20 protein-coding genes and 5 pseudogenes are annotated in these 19,221 nt (G+C 67.8%); 12 read left to right on the top strand and 13 right to left on the bottom strand.

What is annotated here, in order from left to right:
- The first annotated feature begins 1 nt into the window (after position 1).
- Entirely contained in the window at positions 2 to 493 is a 492-nt protein-coding gene (locus ACHMW8_RS16565) for a hypothetical protein (protein WP_395443147.1), read from the top strand.
- Here ACHMW8_RS16565 and ACHMW8_RS16560 read toward each other — a convergent pair.
- From ACHMW8_RS16560 to ACHMW8_RS16550, 3 genes are all read right to left on the bottom strand, one after another.
- Entirely contained in the window at positions 490 to 2,064 is a 1,575-nt protein-coding gene (locus tag ACHMW8_RS16560) for a 2-isopropylmalate synthase (RefSeq protein WP_395443146.1), read from the bottom strand. The two genes, ACHMW8_RS16565 and ACHMW8_RS16560, sit on opposite strands and share 4 nt — an antisense overlap.
- An 82-nt stretch (positions 2,065 to 2,146) precedes the next feature.
- On the bottom strand, positions 2,147 to 2,203 hold the full coding sequence (locus ACHMW8_RS16555; RefSeq protein WP_199170726.1) for a hypothetical protein: 57 nt from the start codon (positions 2,201 to 2,203) through the stop codon (positions 2,147 to 2,149).
- A gap of 95 nt (positions 2,204 to 2,298) precedes the next feature.
- Positions 2,299 to 4,269, bottom strand: a complete 1,971-nt coding sequence (locus ACHMW8_RS16550; RefSeq protein WP_395443145.1) for an alkyl/aryl-sulfatase — start codon at positions 4,267 to 4,269, stop codon at positions 2,299 to 2,301.
- A 49-nt stretch (positions 4,270 to 4,318) separates the two neighbouring features.
- Between ACHMW8_RS16550 and ACHMW8_RS16545 the strand changes: the two are divergent.
- A pseudogene (locus tag ACHMW8_RS16545) lies at positions 4,319 to 4,501 on the top strand (TetR/AcrR family transcriptional regulator); the annotation flags it as partial.
- A gap of 113 nt (positions 4,502 to 4,614) precedes the next feature.
- Here ACHMW8_RS16545 and ACHMW8_RS16540 read toward each other — a convergent pair.
- Entirely contained in the window at positions 4,615 to 4,884 is a 270-nt protein-coding gene (locus tag ACHMW8_RS16540) for a hypothetical protein (protein ID WP_395446076.1), read from the bottom strand.
- Positions 4,885 to 4,944: 60 nt separating this feature from the next.
- Positions 4,945 to 5,683: pseudogene (locus ACHMW8_RS16535) on the bottom strand (TVP38/TMEM64 family protein).
- Positions 5,684 to 5,909: 226 nt separating this feature from the next.
- Between ACHMW8_RS16535 and ACHMW8_RS16530 the strand changes: the two are divergent.
- The gene (locus tag ACHMW8_RS16530; protein WP_125156587.1) at positions 5,910 to 6,578 is read left to right on the top strand and encodes a ParA family protein; all 669 of its coding nucleotides are present in this window, start codon (positions 5,910 to 5,912) and stop codon (positions 6,576 to 6,578) included.
- A gap of 133 nt (positions 6,579 to 6,711) precedes the next feature.
- On the top strand, positions 6,712 to 7,914 hold the full coding sequence (locus ACHMW8_RS16525; protein WP_395443144.1) for a pyridoxal phosphate-dependent aminotransferase: 1,203 nt from the start codon (positions 6,712 to 6,714) through the stop codon (positions 7,912 to 7,914).
- 54 nt (positions 7,915 to 7,968) lie between these two features.
- On the opposite strand, the gene ACHMW8_RS16520 is transcribed toward ACHMW8_RS16525, so the two are convergent.
- The 4 genes from ACHMW8_RS16520 to ACHMW8_RS16505 all read right to left on the bottom strand — a co-directional run bounded on the left by ACHMW8_RS16520 (position 7,969) and on the right by ACHMW8_RS16505 (position 9,702).
- On the bottom strand, positions 7,969 to 8,184 hold the full coding sequence (locus ACHMW8_RS16520) for a helix-turn-helix transcriptional regulator (RefSeq protein ID WP_395443143.1): 216 nt from the start codon (positions 8,182 to 8,184) through the stop codon (positions 7,969 to 7,971).
- Positions 8,177 to 8,629 carry a hypothetical protein gene (locus ACHMW8_RS16515; RefSeq protein WP_395443142.1) on the bottom strand — a complete coding sequence of 151 codons (453 nt, stop codon included), beginning with the start codon at positions 8,627 to 8,629 and terminating at the stop codon, positions 8,177 to 8,179. The genes ACHMW8_RS16520 and ACHMW8_RS16515 overlap by 8 nt, the downstream gene beginning before the upstream one ends.
- 90 nt (positions 8,630 to 8,719) lie before the next feature.
- Positions 8,720 to 9,355 carry a glutathione S-transferase family protein gene (locus ACHMW8_RS16510; protein ID WP_395443141.1) on the bottom strand — a complete coding sequence of 212 codons (636 nt, stop codon included), beginning with the start codon at positions 9,353 to 9,355 and terminating at the stop codon, positions 8,720 to 8,722.
- 110 nt (positions 9,356 to 9,465) lie between these two features.
- Positions 9,466 to 9,702, bottom strand: a complete 237-nt coding sequence (locus tag ACHMW8_RS16505) for a DUF2171 domain-containing protein (RefSeq protein WP_125156584.1) — start codon at positions 9,700 to 9,702, stop codon at positions 9,466 to 9,468.
- 138 nt (positions 9,703 to 9,840) lie between these two features.
- On the opposite strand from ACHMW8_RS16505, the gene ACHMW8_RS16500 reads away from it, so the two are divergent.
- The 3 genes from ACHMW8_RS16500 to ACHMW8_RS16490 are packed head-to-tail and all read left to right on the top strand — an operon-like array spanning position 9,841 to position 11,151.
- Entirely contained in the window at positions 9,841 to 10,743 is a 903-nt protein-coding gene (locus tag ACHMW8_RS16500) for a DUF6807 family protein (protein WP_395443140.1), read from the top strand.
- A 4-nt stretch (positions 10,744 to 10,747) separates the two neighbouring features.
- Positions 10,748 to 10,924 (top strand): DUF4169 family protein, encoded by a 177-nt coding sequence (locus ACHMW8_RS16495; protein WP_125156583.1) that lies wholly within the window; start codon positions 10,748 to 10,750, stop codon positions 10,922 to 10,924.
- Positions 10,925 to 10,941: 17 nt separating this feature from the next.
- Complete coding sequence (locus ACHMW8_RS16490; RefSeq protein ID WP_395443139.1) at positions 10,942 to 11,151, top strand: ribbon-helix-helix domain-containing protein; 210 nt, start codon at positions 10,942 to 10,944, stop codon at positions 11,149 to 11,151.
- A 93-nt stretch (positions 11,152 to 11,244) separates the two neighbouring features.
- Here the strand turns inward: ACHMW8_RS16490 and ACHMW8_RS16485 are convergent, their stop codons facing one another.
- The gene (locus tag ACHMW8_RS16485) at positions 11,245 to 11,508 is read right to left on the bottom strand and encodes a hypothetical protein (RefSeq protein WP_395443138.1); all 264 of its coding nucleotides are present in this window, start codon (positions 11,506 to 11,508) and stop codon (positions 11,245 to 11,247) included.
- 3 nt (positions 11,509 to 11,511) lie between these two features.
- Positions 11,512 to 11,772 (bottom strand): hypothetical protein, encoded by a 261-nt coding sequence (locus ACHMW8_RS16480; protein ID WP_395443137.1) that lies wholly within the window; start codon positions 11,770 to 11,772, stop codon positions 11,512 to 11,514.
- Positions 11,773 to 11,865: 93 nt separating this feature from the next.
- Here ACHMW8_RS16480 and ACHMW8_RS16475 point away from each other — a divergent pair.
- Positions 11,866 to 14,293 (top strand): annotated as a pseudogene (locus ACHMW8_RS16475) (UvrD-helicase domain-containing protein).
- A 248-nt stretch (positions 14,294 to 14,541) separates the two neighbouring features.
- Positions 14,542 to 14,703 (top strand): hypothetical protein, encoded by a 162-nt coding sequence (locus tag ACHMW8_RS16470; protein WP_199743418.1) that lies wholly within the window; start codon positions 14,542 to 14,544, stop codon positions 14,701 to 14,703.
- On the opposite strand, the pseudogene ACHMW8_RS16465 reads toward ACHMW8_RS16470, so the two are convergent.
- Together ACHMW8_RS16465 and ACHMW8_RS16460 are read right to left on the bottom strand one after the other, a co-directional pair.
- Positions 14,700 to 15,676, bottom strand: a pseudogene (locus ACHMW8_RS16465) (low temperature requirement protein A). The gene ACHMW8_RS16470 and the pseudogene ACHMW8_RS16465 sit on opposite strands and share 4 nt — an antisense overlap.
- Complete coding sequence (locus ACHMW8_RS16460; RefSeq protein ID WP_395443136.1) at positions 15,619 to 15,864, bottom strand: low temperature requirement protein A; 246 nt, start codon at positions 15,862 to 15,864, stop codon at positions 15,619 to 15,621. The pseudogene ACHMW8_RS16465 and the gene ACHMW8_RS16460 overlap by 58 nt, the downstream one beginning before the upstream one ends.
- A gap of 91 nt (positions 15,865 to 15,955) precedes the next feature.
- On the opposite strand from ACHMW8_RS16460, the gene ACHMW8_RS16455 reads away from it, so the two are divergent.
- The 3 genes and pseudogenes from ACHMW8_RS16455 to ACHMW8_RS16445 all read left to right on the top strand — a co-directional run bounded on the left by ACHMW8_RS16455 (position 15,956) and on the right by ACHMW8_RS16445 (position 19,217).
- Positions 15,956 to 16,459 (top strand): hypothetical protein, encoded by a 504-nt coding sequence (locus ACHMW8_RS16455; protein ID WP_395443135.1) that lies wholly within the window; start codon positions 15,956 to 15,958, stop codon positions 16,457 to 16,459.
- Positions 16,460 to 16,498: 39 nt separating this feature from the next.
- Positions 16,499 to 17,365 carry a 50S ribosomal protein L11 methyltransferase gene (locus ACHMW8_RS16450; RefSeq protein WP_395443134.1) on the top strand — a complete coding sequence of 289 codons (867 nt, stop codon included), beginning with the start codon at positions 16,499 to 16,501 and terminating at the stop codon, positions 17,363 to 17,365.
- Between the two features lie 39 nt (positions 17,366 to 17,404).
- A pseudogene (locus tag ACHMW8_RS16445) lies at positions 17,405 to 19,217 on the top strand (aminopeptidase P family protein).
- The last annotated feature ends 4 nt before the right edge of the window (positions 19,218 to 19,221 follow it).

Raw genomic sequence — 19,221 nt, 5'->3', positions numbered from 1 at the left:
CATGTCGCCCCACCCGCCCAGGAAAACGTCTCTTCGGCAGGCCGCCCAGTTCCTGCTGGGCGTGCCCACCGAGGGGATCAATCCCGCCCTGGACCGCATGCTGGACCTCGCCGAGGCCACGCCGCTGTGCTTCGTGACCGTCGCCGGCCCCGGCGCCGGCGAAGCCATGTGCCAGCTGTGGCGTCGCGGCTATCAGCGCGTCGAGGCGGCCCGCCGGGCCACCTGCGGCGCGGCTGACGAGCGCAGCGACGTGCTGCTGGTGATGGGCTGCCCCACCCTGGCCGACGCGCGCGCTGTCGTCGCCGCGACCTCCACGATGCTGCGCCCCGGCGGGACGCTGGTCGTGGATGTCGGCGCGCTGCTGGACGAGACGCCCCGAAGGGCCCTCGCTGAAGCCTTGCGAGACCTGGGCCTGGAGGTTCAGCCCCAGGCGCACCTGGGGGCCGAGATCCTGGCGACGCGGCCGTTCAGCCGTGGGCGCGCGGCGGCCTAGAAGCCGCTGGCGATCGCTGCTTCGGGCCGGCTCTTCTCCTTGCGGGCGAAGAGGTTGTTGAGGGCGTTGACGTAGGCCTTGGCCGAGGCGGTCAGGGTGTCGGTGTCGGCGGCCGCGCCGGTGGCGATGCGGCCGTCCTCTTCCAGGCGCACCGAGACCTGGGCCTGGGCGTCCGTGCCCTCGGTCACCGCGTGCACCTGGAACAGGCGCAGGGCCGCGCTGTGCGGCACGATCTTGTGGATCGCGTTGAACACCGCGTCGACCGGGCCGTCGCCGGTGGCCTCGGCGGTGCTGGAGACGCCGTCGACGTCCAGGGTCAGCTCGGCCGACTGACCGTCGGTGCCGGCCACCACGCGCAGGTGCGAGACGCGGATCTTTTCCGAGCCGCGCGCCAGGGCGTCGTCGACCAGGGCGATGATGTCGTCGTCGTAGACGTGCTTCTTGCGGTCGGCCAGGTCCTTGAAGCGGCCGAAGGCCTCCTTCAGCGCGTTTTCGCCCAGCTCGTAGCCCAGGTCCTTCAGCTTGGCGCGGAAGGCGTGGCTGCCCGAGTGCTTGCCCATGACCAGACTCGACGGGGCCTGACCCACCGATTCCGGCGTCATGATCTCGTAGGTCTCGCGGTTCTTGAGCATGCCGTCCTGGTGGATGCCGCTCTCGTGCGCGAAGGCGTTCTTGCCGACGATGGCCTTGTTGTACTGCACCGGGAAACCGGTGATGGCCGAGACGTAGCGGCTGGCGCGGGTGATGTGGGTGGTGTCGATGCCGGTCTGGTAGGGCAGACGGTCGCCGCGCACCTTCAGGGCCATGACGATCTCTTCCAGCGCGGCGTTGCCGGCGCGCTCGCCCAGGCCGTTGACCGCGCACTCGACCTGACGGGCCCCGCCCTGCACGCCGGCCAGGCTGTTGGCCACCGCCAGGCCCAGGTCGTTGTGGCAGTGGGTCGAGAAGATCACCTTGTCGGCGCCCTCGACATTATTGACCATCCAGCTGAACAGGTCGGCATATTCGGACGGATAGGTGTAGCCGACGGTGTCGGGCAGGTTGATCGTCGTGGCGCCGGCCTTGATGGCGGTCTCGGTAGCGCGTCGCAGGAACTCGCGGTCGCTGCGGGTGGCGTCCTCTGCCGACCACTCGACGTCGTCGCGCAGGTTGCGGGCGTGAGCCACCGAGCGGGCGATCACGTCGATGACGGCGTCCGGCTCCATCTGCAGCTTGTGCTTCATGTGCAGGTCGGACGTGGCGATGACCACGTGGATGCGGCCGCGCTGTGTCGGCTTCAGAGCCTCGGCGCAGCGGTCGATGTCGACCTGGTGGGCGCGGCACAGGCCGGCGATGGTCGAGTTCTTGACGATCTTGGCCACTTCGCGGACGGCCTCGAAGTCGCCGTTCGAGGCGATCGGGAAGCCGGCCTCGATGATGTCGACCCCCATCTCCTCGAGGATCTTGGCCAGCTCCAGCTTCTCTTCCAGCGACATCGAGGCGCCGGGCGACTGCTCGCCGTCGCGCATGGTGGTGTCGAAAATGACGACGTTGTCGCGCTTGTCGAAAGCGCCTGCGGATACGGTGGTCATGGAAGTACTCGTCGAATGGGGTGTCTGCGTGCGGGCTGCGGGAACTATCCCCTGTGCGCCCGGCCGCGACGAAGCGCGGCCCCTAGAGCGCCCAGGGGCTGATAAGCCGAAGCGAAAGCAGTGCGCGCGCGACGTTCATGCCGGACTTTCTACACATCGCCCTGGAATCGAGCAAGCAATTTGCGCCAGCCGCGCTATCCGTCGCAGCCAGCGCAAGTTTATTCCAGGTTCAGATTAATTGGGGCGCGTAACGATCGGGAAGTCGGTCGGGAAGGCGTCAAACCATCCCGTCATTCGCCCCAACGCCGCGCGATCGCCCTCAAGCTTGACCTGCCCGGTCAGGATCTTCGGGACCAGCGACTTGCCGGTGAACAATGACTCCAGGAACACGGGCCGGGCCACGGTAAGAGTGGCGTCAGCCTTCTCGCCCTCCCCATTTTCACTTTTGGGGGACGGCTGGGCGACCAGCACGCCGTTGCGCACCTCGACCAGGAATCGCTCGTTCCGGTCGGGGAACACGAAGACGATCCGCAGGTGCGCGTCCTTGGCCTTGTCGGGGTTCAGGCGCACCGACAGCACATCGAAGATCATCCCGCTGTCCAGCGCCGCGAGCATGTCCAGCGGCGTCATCGAGGCCGGCAGCTTGCGCACTCCGCCCCGCAGCTCATCGGCCCCGGTCAGGTAGATGTTCCGCCACAGGCTGTTTTCGGTCTGGTAGCCCATCTGGTCATAGGCCGCGGCCAGCAGGGTTTTGGCCTCCTTGTCGCCATCGTCGGCCATCACCGCGTGGTTCAGCAAGGTCGCGGCCCAGGCGTAGTCGCCCTTCTCCGCCGCCTCCTTGGCCATCGCCTTGACCTTGGCCGCCCCGCCCATGGCGGCGACATAGCGCTTGCCCGCGTCGGCCGGCGGCGCGGGCTCCAGATGGGCCGGATTGGCGTCGTACCAGCCCATGTAGCGCTGATAGACCGCCCGGCTGTTGAAGCTCATCGAGCCGTAGTAGCCACGGTTAAACCAGTCCTTGGCCAGCGCCGGCGGCAGCTGGATCCTGGCGGCGATCTCGTCCCCGGTCAGACCCAGGTTCATCATCCGCACCGTCTGGTCGTGCAGGTATTTGTAGGCGTCGCGATGATCGGCCAGGAAGTCCCGAACCACCGCCCCGCCGAAGCGCGGCCAGCCGTGGCTGGTGATCATGGTGTCGGAGACATCGCCGAACAGGCGGATGGACTCGGTCAGGCCATCGGCCCAGGCCTTGCTGTCGCGGACAAGCGCGCCGCGCGGCGTGAGGATATTGTGCATCGTGACATTGGCGTTCTCGGCCATGTCCAGAATGCGCAGGTCCGGGAAATAGAGGTTCATCTCGGCCGGGGCTTCGGTCGAAGGCGTGTACTGGAAGCGGATCTTCACGCCGTCGAGCGTCAGCTCCTGCCCCGTATGGTCGATGCTGATGGTCGGCGGGATCAGGGTGATCGAGCCCTTGGCGATGGTCTGGCCGATGCCCGAGGTGATCTGCCCCTCGACGCCCGGCGGCAGCATGATGCCGAACTGGTACTGAGCCCGGCGGGCCATGGCGTTGCCGGCCAGGATGTTCTCAGCGGCGACCTCCCGCATGAAGCCCTCGGGCGCGACGATCGCCACCTTGCCCGCCTTGACGTCGGCCTCGTCGACCACCCCGCGCACGCCGCCGAAGTGGTCGCTGTGGCTGTGGGTGTAGATCACCGCCTTGACCGGCAGAACGCCCAGCTTGTCGTTGACCAGCTCCAGGGCGGCCTGGGCCGTTTCCTTCATGGTCAGTGGGTCGATGACGATCCAGCCGCTGTCGCCGCGCACGAAGGTTATGTTGGAGATGTCGAAGCCGCGCACCTGATAGACGCGATCGGAGACCTTGAAGAGCCCGTGCTTGGAGAGAAGTTGCGCCTGCCGCCACAGGCTGGGGTTCACGGTGGCCGGCGGCTCGCCCTTCAGGAAATCATAGGCGGCGAGGTTCCAGGCGACCTGGCCGTCGGCGCGCTTGATCAGGGGATCGGTTCGCGTGCCCAGGAAGCCCTGGTCGGCGAAGGCGAAGTCCTGATTGTCGGCCATCGGCAAGGTCGCCGCGAAGGCCTTCTGCTTGTCGACCGTGATCGCGCTGGCGGGATCCCCCGCCCAGGCCGCGCCCGCGACCATCGCCAGAACCGCGACGCCCGCCGCGAGCATTCCTTTGCGCATTCGTCCCTCCACGTTTTGAAACTTTATAGTTTCATTCTACATAGCACCCATGAGCGGAGTTCGCGAAAGTCCCCCCGACCAAGGCCCCTGTCGCCAGAGGTCGCCCGGCCAGCCCAAGCCTCGGGTCGACAAGGCCGCGCGCGGTCTGGCCGTGCTGGAGGCCGCCGTCGAGGTGTTCGCGGAAAAGGGTCTGCAGGTCGCGACCATGCAGGACGTGGCCGACCGCATGGGCGTGGCCAAGATCCTGATCTACCGGCTCTATCCCTCGCGTCAGAGCCTGATCGACGCCCTGTTCGGCGCGATGCTGGCCCGGATCGAGGCCGACGCCGGCCGCCCCTGGGGCGGCTACGGGTCCAGCATCGCCCGGCTGGTCGAGATGTCGCGCGCCAATCCCAAGCTGGCGCTCCTGCTGCTCAGGGACGCCCGAGGCGCGCCCGAGGCGGCCGTCTGGCGAGCGGCACTGGAAGTGCTGCTGACCAAGCTGATCGAACCGTTCGTCGCGCCGCCGGAGGATGCGTCCGCGGCCCAGAGGGCCGCCTGCAGACACGCAGCCCGCACCTTCATGCCTTTCGTGATCGAGGCCTGGGCGGCCGGGGTCGAAGAGACCGACGGCATGGACGATACGACCCGCACGCGCTGGTTCGGCGAGATCGTCCGAGCCTGGCGCGAAGCGACCTACGCCGCGGCGGGACTTACGACTCCGCCTCTTTCCGCCGCCTCACGCTTCTTAAGCCAGGCGCGGCTGGCCAGGCCCATGGCCAGCCAGATAATGACGGCCAGGGCGATCATGACGATGTGCTGCTTGCCGCCGCCCTTCATCGCCTGGACGATCGAATTGCCGGCGAAGGCGGTCAGGGCGATCTTCGGCACGATGCCGATGGCGGTCCCGGCGGCGAAGTCGCGCAGCTTCATCGGCGTGACGCCGGCGGCCATGTTGACGATGATGAACGGCGCCGAGGGCACCAGGCGCACGATCAGGCTGGCCGTGAAGCCGTTCTTGCCGATCATCCGCATGAACTTGTTGACGCCCTCGCCCGCGAAGTCGCGCAAGATCCGCGCGCCGTAGGCCCGGCCCAGCCAGAAGCCGACCAGCGACGAGACCAGGGTCCCGATCCAGCTATAGGCGAAACCGGTCCACGGCCCGAAGGCGACCACCGCCGCCGCGATCAGCACGAACTGGGGCACGCCCAGGAAGGCCATGACCGCGAAGGCCGCCACGGCCATCGGCAGGGCCCACGGCCCGCTGGCCGCGCCCAGCCAGTGCTCGACCGCCGCCTCGCCATTGACGCCCAGCAGCTGCGCGCCAAACAGGAAAACGACGCCCACCCCGCCGAACAGCACGAACGAGACCGCCACCGTGCGCCAGGCGCGGGCGTCCATATCTGGTCACGAAGTCGATGATGCGGCGGATCACGGCCCCTCCTCGCCCAGGCGCCGGTCAGGGTCAAGCGGCGCCGCGGCAAACGACAGCGGACACCTGCTGGAGAAGAGGGCGCTTTTCCGGCGGGCGCCGCGAAACGCGATCCGGGGACACATGATTCGCCCGTCACGACATTTCGGTTGCGCGGGCTTCACATGACAGCGTTACTTATCCACAGGCCGCAAGGACGGAAAACCTTGGCCCTGTAAGGAGTTTTATAGTGAAGACCCTGGCTGTGATCTCCCGCAAGGGCGGCGCCGGCAAGACGACCTTGGCGGTGAACCTGGCCATTACCGCCCATCTGGCGGGACTGAAGATCATGCTGGCCGATATCGACCCCCAGCGATCGGCGTCGGACTCCCTGCGCGCCCGCACCGGCGACGGCCCGCTGCTGGCCGAGATCAACGCCGGCAAGCTGTTCTCGACCCAGACTCAGGCCCGGCACGGCGACTTCGACGCCCTGGTCGTCGACACCCCCGCCGCGCCCGAGACCGATGTCCTGCAGGCGATCAATTTCGCCGACCTGTGCGTGCTGGTCTGCCGCCCGACCTTCCTGGACATCGCCTCGGTGGTCCGTTCGGCCGAGGCCGTGCGCCGCCTGGGCAAGAAGGGCGTCATCGTGCTCAGCCAGGCGCCCTCGCGCCGCAACGGCGTCGAGCCGCCGGCCGTGATCAAGGCGGCCGAGGCCTTGCGCTTCACCGGGATGCCGCTGGCTCCGATCGGTCTGCGCGCCCGCGCCGCCTTCCAGCAGTCGGTGGCCCACGGCCGATCGGTCTGCGAATGGGAGCCGGGCTCAGCCGCCGCCGAGGAGATCAGCCGCCTCTGGGATCTGATCGCCCCGATGCTGCTGGGCGACCAGGGAAAGACCCTCGCCGCCAACCAGGCCTGACGCGCGCCTTACCGGCCTTCGTCAGAATGTCGCCCAACCGCGTTGCGCCGCGGCGAACGGGCGCGTAAAGACCCCCCGCAATCCTGAAACGGTCCCGTTTGTCGGACCATCAAGCACAGGGGAGTCCTGCATCATGTCGCTCGAGTCCGCCGCCCTGCGGCGCATCGCACCGTCGGCCACCATCGCCATCAGCGCCAAGGCGCGCGCGCTGAAAGCCGCCGGTCGTGACGTGATCGCCCTTTCCGCCGGCGAGCCTGACTTCGACACGCCGGACAATATCAAGAACGCCGCGATCGAGGCGATCAAGGCCGGCAAGACCAAGTACACCGACCCCGACGGCATGCCCGAGCTCAAGGCCGCCATCTGCGCGAAGTTCAAGCGCGAGAACGGTCTGGACTACAAGCCGAGCCAGGTCCACGTCGCCCCGGGCGGCAAGCCGGTGATCTACAACGCCCTGGTCGCCACCCTGAACCCGGGCGACGAGGTCATTATTCCCGCGCCCTACTGGGTCTCGTACCCCGACATGGTTCTTCTGGCCGGCGGCACGCCCGTGTCGGTCGAGACCACCGCCGACAACGGCTTCAAGCTGACGCCGCAGGCCCTGGAAGCGGCGATCACCCCGAAGACCAAGTGGCTGATCATCAACAGCCCCTCGAACCCGTCGGGCGGCGCCTATGCCCGCGCCGAGCTTCAGGCGCTGGCGGATGTGCTGCTGCGTCACCCGCAGGTCTGGGTGCTGACCGACGACATGTACGAGCACCTGGTGTTCGACGACTTCGAATTCACCACCATCGCCCAGGTCGAGCCCAAGCTCTACGACCGCACCCTGACGATGAACGGGGTCTCCAAGGGCTATTCGATGACCGGCTGGCGCATCGGCTACGCCGCGGGTCCGGAAGCCCTGATCAAGGCCATGGGCAAGATGATCAGCCAGACGACCTCCAACCCCTGCTCGATCTCGCAGTGGGCGGCGCTGGAAGCGCTGAACGGCACGCAGGACTTCATCAAGCCGAACGCCAAGCTGTTCCAGGAGCGCCGCGACCTGGTCGTGTCGATGCTGAACCAGGCCGCGGGCCTGCAATGTCCGACCCCGGAAGGCGCGTTCTACGTCTACCCCTCGTGCGCCGGCCTGATCGGCAAGACCGCGCCCTCGGGCAAGGTCATCGAGACCGACGAGGACTTCGCGGGTGAACTGCTGGAAGCCGAGGGCGTGGCGGTCGTGCATGGCGCGGCCTTCGGCCTGTCGCCGTTCTTCCGCATCAGCTACGCCACCAGCAGCGACGTCCTGGAAGACGCCTGCCAGCGCATCCAGCGCTTCTGCGCCAGCGTGAAATAGGCGGCTTCCAGCCGCTGAACGACGAAGGGAACCGGCTCGCGCCGGTCCCCTTTTTCATGGCTGTTCGTCAGGCAGTTGGAACAGCGCCTCGACGCGGGTCTCCAGCACCTTGGCCAAGGTCAGAGCCAGGATGGTCGAGGGCACAAAGACCCCGTTCTCCACGGTGTTGATCGTCTTTCGCGAGACGCCGGCCCGCTCGGCCAGGTCGGCCTGGGTCAGTCCCTTCGCCGTCCGGACGTCACGCAGGCGGTTGTTGAGCCGTTCATGCATCCCGGTAGGCGCGTCGCTCCAGATACGAAAAAACCAGCAGCGGTGCGGCGGTCCCGAAGGTCACGACCATATGCAGCGCTTCGCGGACCGTGACCTCCTCGAACGGACTGAGGAAGTATAGGCCGAAACCCGTCGCCATCATCGTCCAGAAGCCCCAGGCGATGGCGATCCGGCGGTGGGCGAGCGTCGTCTCGTCGTTCAACAGGGGACGCACATCGCGCCCCTGAAGGAAGCCGCCGCCAGTGGCGAGCGCAATCAGCAGCAGCGCGGCGTTCACCGCCCATGCTCCGATCTTGAAGCGCGCCAGCGGGGTGTTCTCGTGCAGAGCGCCATTGGAAAGGTAGACCGCCTGCAAACCCAGGAAGAATACGGCCAGCACCGCGAACATCCTCGCCCGCCGCTTGGCCAGCCGCTCGGCCTTGTCGATCAGACCCACTTCGCTCATCGGATTTCGCCCCAACGATGATGTAACGTTGAGGTTACATGTAACCTGGAAGTTACACGAGGGCAAGTGGGTCGCAGGCGCGACGTCCGCCTAGCCGTCGATCCAGTCGGTCAATCCTTCGCGGGCGTGAACCTCCCGCAGCGCCGGACGCTGGCGGACGCGGTCTAGATAGCGCTTCAGGTTCGGCCAGTCGGTCGCGGGCCTGGGCATGTTGCGCGTCCAGCGGCACAGGGTCGTCGCCAGGAGGTCCACGGTCGTGAAATGGTCGCCGACGAGGTAATCCCGGTCGGCCAGTCTGGCGTCGAGCCGCGTCAGGCCCGTCTCGATCCGCTCACGCGCCGCGGCCCGCACGGCGTCTTGCGCCTCGCCGCCCGCCGGCTCGTGCGGATAGAACCAGGCGCGAAAGTGCGGTTGGAAGCTGTTGGCCAGCCACAGGGTCCAGCTCAGATACTCGGCCCGCTCAGGCGAGGCGGCCGGCGGCGCGAAGCCGGCCTCCGGGTGACGCTCGGCCAGCAGTGTCGCGATCCCGGCCATCTGGGTGATCGGCGCGCCATCGACGATCAGGGTCGGCACGACGCCGTCGGGATTGAGCGCCAGATATTCGGCCGTCTTGTGCTCGCCCTTGTCGAAATCGAGCAGCTTGGCCTCGAACGGAACGCCCAGTTCGAGCAACAGCCAGTGGATGGCCGTGCCGGCCGTGCTGGGCGAACCATAGAGCGTGTACATCGAGACCCCTCCGCTGATGCGGCGGATAGGCGGATGCTTCTAGCGCCCGGTCAAGCAAAAGGCCCCCGCCCTGGCGGACGAGGACCTCGGAAATCGCTAAGCGCTCTGTCTCAGTGCTTTTCGCGCCACTTGGACTTGGCGTCGTCCTTGGTCAGGCTCAGATGGATCTTGTCGTCATTGATGTATTCCACCCAGTCCAGGGGGATCATGTGGTGCTTGAAGCCGGCGCCCAGATCCAGCTTGGCCAGCTCGATCTCACCACCGACGACATGGTCCACGCGGCCGACATGGCCGCCGTCCGAGCCGACCACTTCCTGATGTTCCTTGATCTGCGAGAGGTCGATCATGTGTCGTCTCCAAGGTTGAGCGAGACCGTCACGGGTCCCTCGTGACATGAAACGGCCATGGCCGTGGTCAAGTTTCAGCTTGGCCATGCACGCATGGATTGTTCTTGATACGTTCCAAACGGAGTTTGGGGGTCACGCATGAGCCTACGCGCCCTTCTCGCCTGCGCCCTCCTCCTGGCCGCCGGCCCAGCGCTCGCCGATCCGGCCATTGGCAAGCGGGTCGACGCCGTCTTCGCCGGCGACGCCGTGACCCTGACCGAGGCCGGCAAGACCGTGCTGGTCTACCGAACCAAGCCGCTCGATCCCGCCACAGAACCCGGCCGGGCCAACTATGTCGGCGTGCTCTACGCACCGGACGGAACGGCCTTGACCGAAGACAGGCCTGGAGACCATCCGCACCAGCGCGGTGTCTGGTGGGCCTGGATGAAGGTGCAGACCAGCGGCGAGACCGTCGCCGACGGCTGGTACATGAAGGGCCTCAGCTACTTCGTCCGCTCCAAGACGTTCCTGGGCGACGCCGAGGGCGGCGGGACCCTGACGGTCGAGGTCGACTGGATGGTCAATTCCGGACCGGAGCTGGCCTATGTCGCCCGTGAGACGACCAGGGTCACGGTGCGTCCCCTGAAGAGCGGCGCGCGACGGGTGGAGTTCGACACTACGATCACCTCACGCGTCGAAGCCCTCGGCCTGGGCGGCAGCGAGGACGATCGCGGCTTCGGCGGGTTCTCGATCCGGCTGGTCGATCCCGAGCACCTGACCTTCGCCTCGGGCGGCAAGACGATCACGCCGAACGGCGCGGCGATCAACGCCGGCGGCAACATGGGTTTCGCCTGGACCGGCGAGGCCGCGCCGGCCTGGGCGGTGGGCCTGGCCTGCAAAGCCAATGGCCAGGCGGTGACGCGCTGGATGCTATATAATGATCGCTCGATGCAGAACTGCGTCTTCCCCGGCCGCGCGCCGCTGGTGCTCAAGAAGGACGAGGCGTTGCATCTGCAGGAAACCTTGGTCATTCGTCCCGCACCCAAGAAGAAGTCCCCGTAAGCGCATGGCTGACATCGTCAATCTGAACCAGGCCCGCAAAGCCAAGGCCAAGGCCGATGACAAGGCTCGCGCCGCCGAGAACCGCGCCAAGTTCGGCCGCACCAAGGGCGAGAAGACCCTGGACGCGGCGCGGGCCGACAAGCTCAAGCGCGACCTCGACGGCGCCAAGCGCGAGGATTGAACCGCGATGGATTTCCCATGGCGGGGTTGAAGAAACGCTCGGTGAATCTGGCGGGCCACGCGACCTCCCTGGCGCTTGAGCCGGAGTTCTGGGCGGTGCTGGAGAGCGCGGCGGCCGACGAGGCCGTGAGCCTGGCCGGTCTGATCCAGAGAATCGACCTCGAGCGCGGAGAGCGCCCACTGGCCTCGGCGTGTCGTGTTTTCGCCCTGGCGCGCGCGGCCGCCTAGAACGTGGCTGAAGGCGCGCGGTTTTACGCGCTTCGCGGCTCTGTCTGAAAAGCGGCTGTGTCTGAAAAGAGCCCGCCGTCGGAAGCGCGGGCTCTAATCGCGAAGTTCAGGCGTCACGGCAGGGCGCCGCTGCGTCGGCAGCGGCAGCGGCGGCGGTTGCGGGTTCGGCGTCTGGCGCAACGCCCTCGACATATCGGGCAAGGTCCTGCGCCACTCGGCCCGGTCACCGGCCATCACGCCCAGCGTCCAGGCGCCCCAGACCGCCGACGCCAGTATCGCCAGGACCAGCAGAACAGCGAACACCCCGCCGCCGGTCTCGCGACGCGCCTGTCCGTTATCGGCGAGCGTCCTGGCCATGGATCAGCCCGGCGTCTTGGGCGCGTCGGGAAGCTTCGGCGCGTCCGGCAATTTCGGCGCCGAGGCCGAGATGTTCACGTCGACCTTCTTCTGTTGCGTGAAGCCACCGGAAATCATGAAGAAGGCCAGGACTGCGACAACGACCACCAGGCCGCCCACGATGAACGCCAAGCCAGCGTTTCCGCCGCCGCTGCTGCTAGTTCCTTCGGCCATGAGAAGTCTCCGTGCCTGTCGGCTTTGTTCGTGATGGCGGATGAACGGCACGGGCGCGGGTAGTTCCTTTCCAACACACCTCGTCATCCCTATGCCGCGCCTGTTGGGGCTTAAGCTCCGCGCGGTTTGTGCTACATATGTTCCATGTATCCCGATGATGACTCGCGCGAAGCCGCCGGCGGCTTTCCGGGCGACCTCCCCTCTCCGCGCATCTCCGACCTGGCCAGGCCGCGGCCGCCGGCGCATGGCCACGCGACGCCCGACTATCTCGACGGCCTGAACCCGGAGCAGCGCGAGGCGGTCGAGACGACCGAAGGCCCGCTGCTGGTCCTGGCCGGGGCCGGCACGGGCAAGACCCGGGTGCTGACCACGCGTCTGGCCCACATCCTGGCGACCGGCCGCGCCCGCCCGTGGGAGTTGCTGGCGGTGACCTTCACCAACAAGGCCGCGCGCGAGATGCGCGAGCGGATCACCCACATCATCGGCCCGGAGGCCGAGGGCCTGCGCTGGCTGGGCACCTTCCACTCGGTGGCCGCCCAGATCCTGCGCCGCCACGCCGAACTGGTGGGACTGAAGTCGAACTACACGATCATCGACACCGACGATAACGAGCGGCTGCTGAAGCAGCTGATCGAGGCCGAGAACATCGACGCCAAGCGCTGGACCCCGCGGATCCTGTCGCAGATCATCGACGGCTGGAAGAACCGGGGCTGGACGCCGGATCGCGTCCCGACCAGCGAGGCCGGCGAGTTCGCCAATGGCAAGGGGATCAGCCTCTACCGTCAGTATCAGGAGCGCCTGCGCATCCTGAACGCCTGCGACTTCGGCGACCTGCTGCTGCACAATATCAGCCTGTTCACCGGCCATCCCGACGTGCTGGAGGACTTCCAGCGCCGCTTCAAATACGTGATGGTCGACGAGTACCAGGACACCAACGTCGCCCAATACCTGTGGCTGCGGCTGCTGGCCCAGGGCCGGCAGAACGTCTGCTGCGTCGGCGACGACGACCAGTCGATCTATGGTTGGCGCGGGGCCGAGGTCGACAACATCCTGCGGTTCGAGCGCGACTTCGCCGGCGCCAAGGTCGTGCGCCTGGAGCGCAACTACCGCTCGACCGAGCACATCCTCGCGGCGGCTTCCGGTCTGATCACGGCCAACAAGGGACGCCTCGGCAAGACCCTGTGGACCGAGGCGACCGGCGGCGACAAGGTCCGGGTCAGCGGCGTCTGGGATGGCGAGGCCGAGAGCCGCATGGTCGCCGACGAGATCGAGCGGGCCAGGCGCGCCGGCCGCAAGTACAACCAGATGGCCATCCTGGTGCGGGCCAGCTTCCAGATGCGGGCGTTCGAAGAGCGCTTCGTGATGCTGCAGATCCCGTACAAGGTGGTCGGCGGCCCGCGCTTCTTCGAACGCGCCGAGATCCGCGACGCCCACGCCTATCTGCGCCTGATCCAGTCACCGGACGACGATCTGGCCTTCGAGCGCATCGTCAACACGCCCAAGCGCGGCATCGGCGACACGTCGGTGCAGAAGCTGCTGCAGATCGCCCGGCTGAACGGGGTCTCGACCACCGAGGCGGCGCGCCAGATCATCACCAGCGACGAGTTGCCGGCGCGCACGCGCACGGCCCTGTCGAACTTCATCCGCGACCTGGACCGCTGGCGCTCGCTGATCGGGACCGTTCACCACCAGCGCCTGCTGGAAACGGTGCTGGAGGAGAGCGGCTATACGGACGCCCTGCGTCTGGACAAGGGCCCAACCAGCCGAACGCGGCTGGAGAACCTGAAGGAACTGGTCCAGTCGATGGGCGCCTTCGACACGCTCGAGGCCTATCTGGAGCACGTGTCGCTGGTCATGGACCTGGACCGCGAAGCCACCGGCGACGCCGTCTGGATCATGACCCTGCACTCGGCCAAGGGCCTGGAATTCCCGCTGGTCTTCCTGCCCGGTTGGGAGGAAGGCGTGTTCCCCAGCCAGCGCAGCATGGACGACAAGGGCGAGAAGGGCCTCGAGGAAGAACGCCGCCTGGCCTATGTCGGCATCACCCGCGCCCGCGAGCAGGCCCTGATCAGCTTTGTCGCCAACCGGCAGGTTTACGGCCGCTGGACCAGCCAGCTGCCCAGCCGCTTCGTCGACGAACTGCCGATCGCCCACGTCGATGCGGCGTCCGAGACCGGCTACTACGGCGGCGGCCCCGGGATGCAGTCCACGGCGGCCTCGCGCTGGGACGATCCGGGCGTCAGCGCCTTCCAGGCCGGCAGCAGCTATGACAGCCCCGGCTGGAAGCGCGCCCAGGAACGCACCGCCGGCTTCGGCGAGCGCAACGCCGCCTGGCGCGGTCCCCAGGGCGTCCGCGCCGGGTCGTCCGCCCGTTCGGCGCCCGATCGAGGGCGAAGGTCGCCTGGTCGCCGTCTCGGCCCCCACGGGCAGCGCCTATTCGCGCGGCGACCGGGTGTTCCACGTCAAGTTCGGCTACGGCCAGGTCACCGGCATCGAAGGCAACAAGCTGACCGTGGCCTTCGACAAGGCCGGCGAGAAGAAGGTCATCGACAGCTTCGTCGAGAAGGCCTGAACGACGGCGGATGCTCCCCGCGGCGCATGAGGAGCATCTTTCCCCCGCGCTCCGATGTCGCGGGGGTTGAACGCGACAAGCGGATAACCATATGCTAGTCAGGAAGCAGCCAAACGCTTCAGCCCAAGACGGCTATCGCCCTGGCGCTCCATCGCCCCCCAAACCGTCACCGACGGCTCCGGGCGGATATCTCCACCCTTTATGATCTATCGGGTCCGGCGACACGCCCGACCCCTGTCTGGAACTTTATGAAAACCAACTTTACCCGTAAGGCCGCCACCAAGAGCGCGCCCCACATGCCTTCGACCTTCCGCCCCGCGACGCAAGCGCGCGCCGCCCAATCCGACTGGGTGTGGCCCGGCCTCACCCGCGCCCAACTGCGCGATATCGTCATCGACCAGATCGGCTAAGCGGCGCGACGCGCCTCCGCCAACCACGTCTCCCACGCCCCGACCGCGACCAGGATCAGGGTCGTCGCCACTGACAACGTCAATGGGCTGACATGTCCCGCGACCGGAACCAGCGCCGCCAGCAGGGCCAGGCCAGCGATCCGGGTGCGGGACCACTGCCTGAACACCGAAAGCTTGAACACCAGGGCTCCGAACAGGAACAGCGCCGGTCCGCCAATCACGGCGGCGGCGGTCTTGAAATCCGTATGGCCCAGGGGATGGTGCAGCACCCACTCGTCGCCGACCGCCGCCACGATGACCCCCGCCACCGGTAGAAGGTGGCTGTAGGTGTAGGCGACGCGCGCGATCCGGCCGGGATTGTCGGAATGAGCGATGGCCTCGCTGGCCGCCTCGGCCGTGAACGAAAATAGATCCACCACATGGCGATGCTGCAGACCAGGGCGCTGGCGAAGGCGGCGATCACCTCGAAAGTCCATGGCAGGCCGACCACCGTGGCCCCGGTGACGATGATCGACTCGCCCAGGGCGATGATCGTGAACAGGGCGCAGCGCTCGGCCAGGTGACCGCCCTCCACGACCCAGTCGGTCGAGGCCGAGCGGCCCAGGCCGGGCGTCCAGAAGCCCATGGCCGGCGAGGCGTATTCGATCGCCATGGCCAGAGCCCAGATCAGCAGCCGCATCTCGCCCTGCTGAAAGGCGCCGGTGATCCAGAAGATCGCCGACAAGGACAGCCAGGCCAGGATACGAATGAAGTTCAGCCGGTGGGCCGGCTCGCGCCACACGCCGAGCAGGAAGAACAGGCTCCGCCCGACCTGGATGAAGACATAGGCGCAGGCGAAGACCAGACCGCGCTTTCCGAAGGCGTCCGGGATGGCGGCCGACAGCACCAGGCCCGCCGCCATCAACACGAACAGCATCACCCGCACCGGCGTCCGCTCCGGATCCATCCAGTTGGTGACCCAGGCGGTGAACACCCACGCCCACCAGACGGCCAGCAGCAGCAGGGTTGCGTGCGCAGGCCAAGGCCGGTTGGGTGTCCGATCACCGCGTGGGAAAGCTGTGTGACCGCGAACACGAACACGAGATCGAAGAACAGCTCCACATAGGTGACGCGGGCGTGCTCGTGGGCGTGGCGTTCGCGCAGCAGCGGCTTTTTGGTCATGACGGCCCTCTTCGCGACCAACCTAGAATCCGCGCCCTGAGTCTCGCGAGTGGGATTTCGAACCAAAGCCCTCGTCGCGCGCTATGCCGACATGAACCCGCGGCTCGCACACTTCCTTGGCCACCTGAAGGCCTTCGCCCTCACCCGCCCCGTCGCCCTTGGCGCGCCGGCCTGCGCCGTGCTCGGCGCCGTGGCTGGACTGGCCATGCAGACCGGAGCCCAGGATCGCGGCTACACGCCCGAGATGGAGCCGGCCCAGTACGCCCTGCAGGCCTATGCCGAACCGATCTCGTGGCCATCGGGCAAGGTCCCGGACTATGTGGTCGGCACGGACTTCCTCAAGGCGACGCAGCCCCCGCCGCCGATCCAGTACGCCGACTATGAACCGCCCCCGGCGCCCGAGCTTCCGCCCTATGTTCCGGCCGAACACGGCCCGGCCGCGCCTCCGCCGCCAACGGACGCACCGAACTGGGCGTCCGAGCGCGGCGACATCCTGGACGTCTCCCTGCCCGAGGATCACCAGCCCCAGGCCATGGCGGCGCCCGCGCCTCTGGTGATGGCGGACGCGGCGGCCACCGGCATGACGACACGCTGAAGGCTCGCTTTTTAGCGCCTTTGCCGCTAACGGAGCGGCATGACCGACTATACGCCCCAGCAGATCGTCGCCCGCGGCGCGCGCGCCGAGACCGAGACCGCCGCCGACGCCATCGACAACCATCCCGGCCTGGAAGGCGCCACCTACTCGATCCTGGAAGAGGACGAGGACAAGGGCGTCTGGCGCATCGACGCCTTCCCCACGACCGACGAGGAAGACGCCAGCCTGATGGCGCTGCTGGGCCAGTACGACCTGAAGGTCGTGCGCGACACCCTGGCCGACGCCGACTGGCTGGCCATGGCGCTGTCGGGCCTGCCGCCCGTGCGCGCCGGCCGCTTCTTCGTCTACGGGATGCACGACCGCGGACGCCTGCCGGCCAGCACGGTCAACCTGCGTATCGAGGCCGGCGCGGCCTTCGGCACCGGCCACCACGGCACCACCGTCGGCTGCCTGCAAGCCTATGACCGCCTGATCAAGGCCCGCAGGTTCAACAAGGTTCTGGACGTCGGCGCCGGCACGGGCCTGCTGGCCATCGCCGCCGCCCGCACCGGTTCGAAGCTGGCCGTCGGCACCGACATCGACAAGCCCAGCGTGCGGATCTCCAAGGAGAACGCCAAGGTCAACAAGGCCAACGCCAAGTTCGTCCACGCCTCGGGCCTGTCGAACCCGCTGGTGGCCAACAACGCGCCCTACGACCTGGTGTTCGCCAACATCCTGGCCCGCCCGCTGATCGGTCTGGCCCAGGACATCAAGCGCGCCCTGGTTCCCGGCGGCACGGTCATCCTGTCGGGCCTGCTGCGCACCCAGGAGCGGATGGTCAAGGCCGCCTACCTGTCGCGCGGCTTCAAGGTCGTCAACCGCATCCACCGCGACGCCTGGGCGACGCTGGTCCTGCAACGGCCCTAGGCCTTCCCTGTCGGCGCATGGCGGCCTAAATCGGTAGCCATGCGCCAGACCTTCGACGAATTCCACCGACCCGTCCTTCGGGCCCAAGCACGTCCCGCTGATCCGCGCCGCCATGGCCGAGCAGGGGCTGGACGGCTTCCTCGTGCCGCACGAGGACGAGCACCAGAACGAATATCTGCCCGCCGCCAATGACCGCCTGGCCTGGGCCAGCGGCTTCACCGGCTCGGCCGGCGCGGGCGTGATCCTCAAGGACCGCGCCGCCGTCTTCGTCGATGGCCGCTATACGCTGCAAGTCCGCGAGCAGGTCGACCAAGACCTGTTCGAGATCCTCGACCTCGTCGAGGGCGGCGTGCCGGCCTATCTGGAGACGACCGAAAGGGGCGCGGTGATCGGCTATGACCCCCGCCTCCACAGCCCCTCGGCCTTGGAAGGCCTGAAGGCCGCCGCCAGCCGCGCCGGCGCGATCCTCAAGCCCGTCGCCGTCAACCCGATCGACCTGGCCTGGGGCGAGGCCCGTCCCGCCCAGCCGATGGCCCCGGTCGTGCCGCACCACGTCGAATACGCGGGCGAGGAGTCCAGTTCCAAGCGCGCGCGGGTCGGCGCGGCGATCGCCGCCTTTGGCGCCGACGCGGCGGTGATCACCGCGCCGGCCTCGATCGCCTGGCTGTTCAACATCCGCGGCGGCGACGTCATTCGCTCGCCCCTGCCGCTGGCTCAGGCCATCCTCGGCGCCGACGGCGCGGCCCGCCTGTTCCTGGAGCCGGCCAAGGTCACCACCGACCTGCCGGCCTGGCTGGGCAACCAGGTCTCGTTGGAGACGCCCGACAAGCTTCAGGAGGCGCTGGGCGACCTTTCGGACAAGACCGTCGTGGTCGATCCGAGCCAGTCCTCGGCCTGGTACTTTGACCAACTGGCCGCCGCCGGCGCGAAGATCGTCCGGGCCATGGATCCCTGCGCCCTGCCCCGGGCCTGCAAGAACGGCGTCGAGCTGGACGGCACGCGCGAAGCCCACAGGCGCGACGGCGCGGCCCTGACCCGCTTCCTGCACTGGCTGGCCACCGAGGGGCAGGTCAATCCGCCGGACGAAAAGGAGGCCGTCGCCAAGTTGGAAGGCTTCCGCGAGGCTACCGGCCGGCTGAAGGACCTGTCCTTCGACACCATCGGCGCGGCCAACGGCCACGGCGCCCTTCCCCACTACCACCCGACCGAACGCTCCAACGAGCGCGCCGCGATGGGCTCTCTATTGCTGGTCGACAGCGGCGGGCAGTATCTGGACGGCACCACCGACGTCACCCGCACGGTCGCCATCGGCGAGCCGTCGGCGGAGATGATCCACCGCAACACCCTGGTGCTGAAAGGCCACCTGGCGATCGCCCGCCTGCGTTTCCCGCCCGGCACCACGGGCTCGGCCATAGACGCCTTCGCCCGCGCCGCGCTGTGGGCCCACGGCCTGGACTATGACCACGGCACCGGCCACGGCGTCGGCGTCTATCTGGGGGTTCACGAGGGCCCGCAGCGGATTTCCAAGGCTCCGAACACCATCGCCCTGCAGCCCGGCATGATCGTCTCGAACGAGCCCGGCTACTACAAGGACGGCGAATACGGCATCCGGATCGAGAACCTGGAAGTGGTCATGCCGGCCGAGGACGTGGCGGGCGGCGACCGCCCGATGCACCGCTTCGAGGCCCTGACCCTGGCGCCGATCGACCGCCGCCTGATCGACAAGAGCCTGCTGAGCGCCGAGGAAACAGCGCAGCTCGACGCCTATCACGCTCGCGTATTGCGTGAGATCGGCCCTCGGGTCGAGCCCGAGGTCCGGGCCTGGATGGAAGAGGTCTGCGCGCCGCTCTAGGCGG

Source organism: Caulobacter sp. UC70_42 (genome assembly GCF_044056025.1).
In the GTDB taxonomy this organism is placed as follows: Bacteria; Pseudomonadota; Alphaproteobacteria; order Caulobacterales; family Caulobacteraceae; genus Caulobacter.
This window is presented reverse-complemented; position numbering and strand designations above follow the sequence as displayed.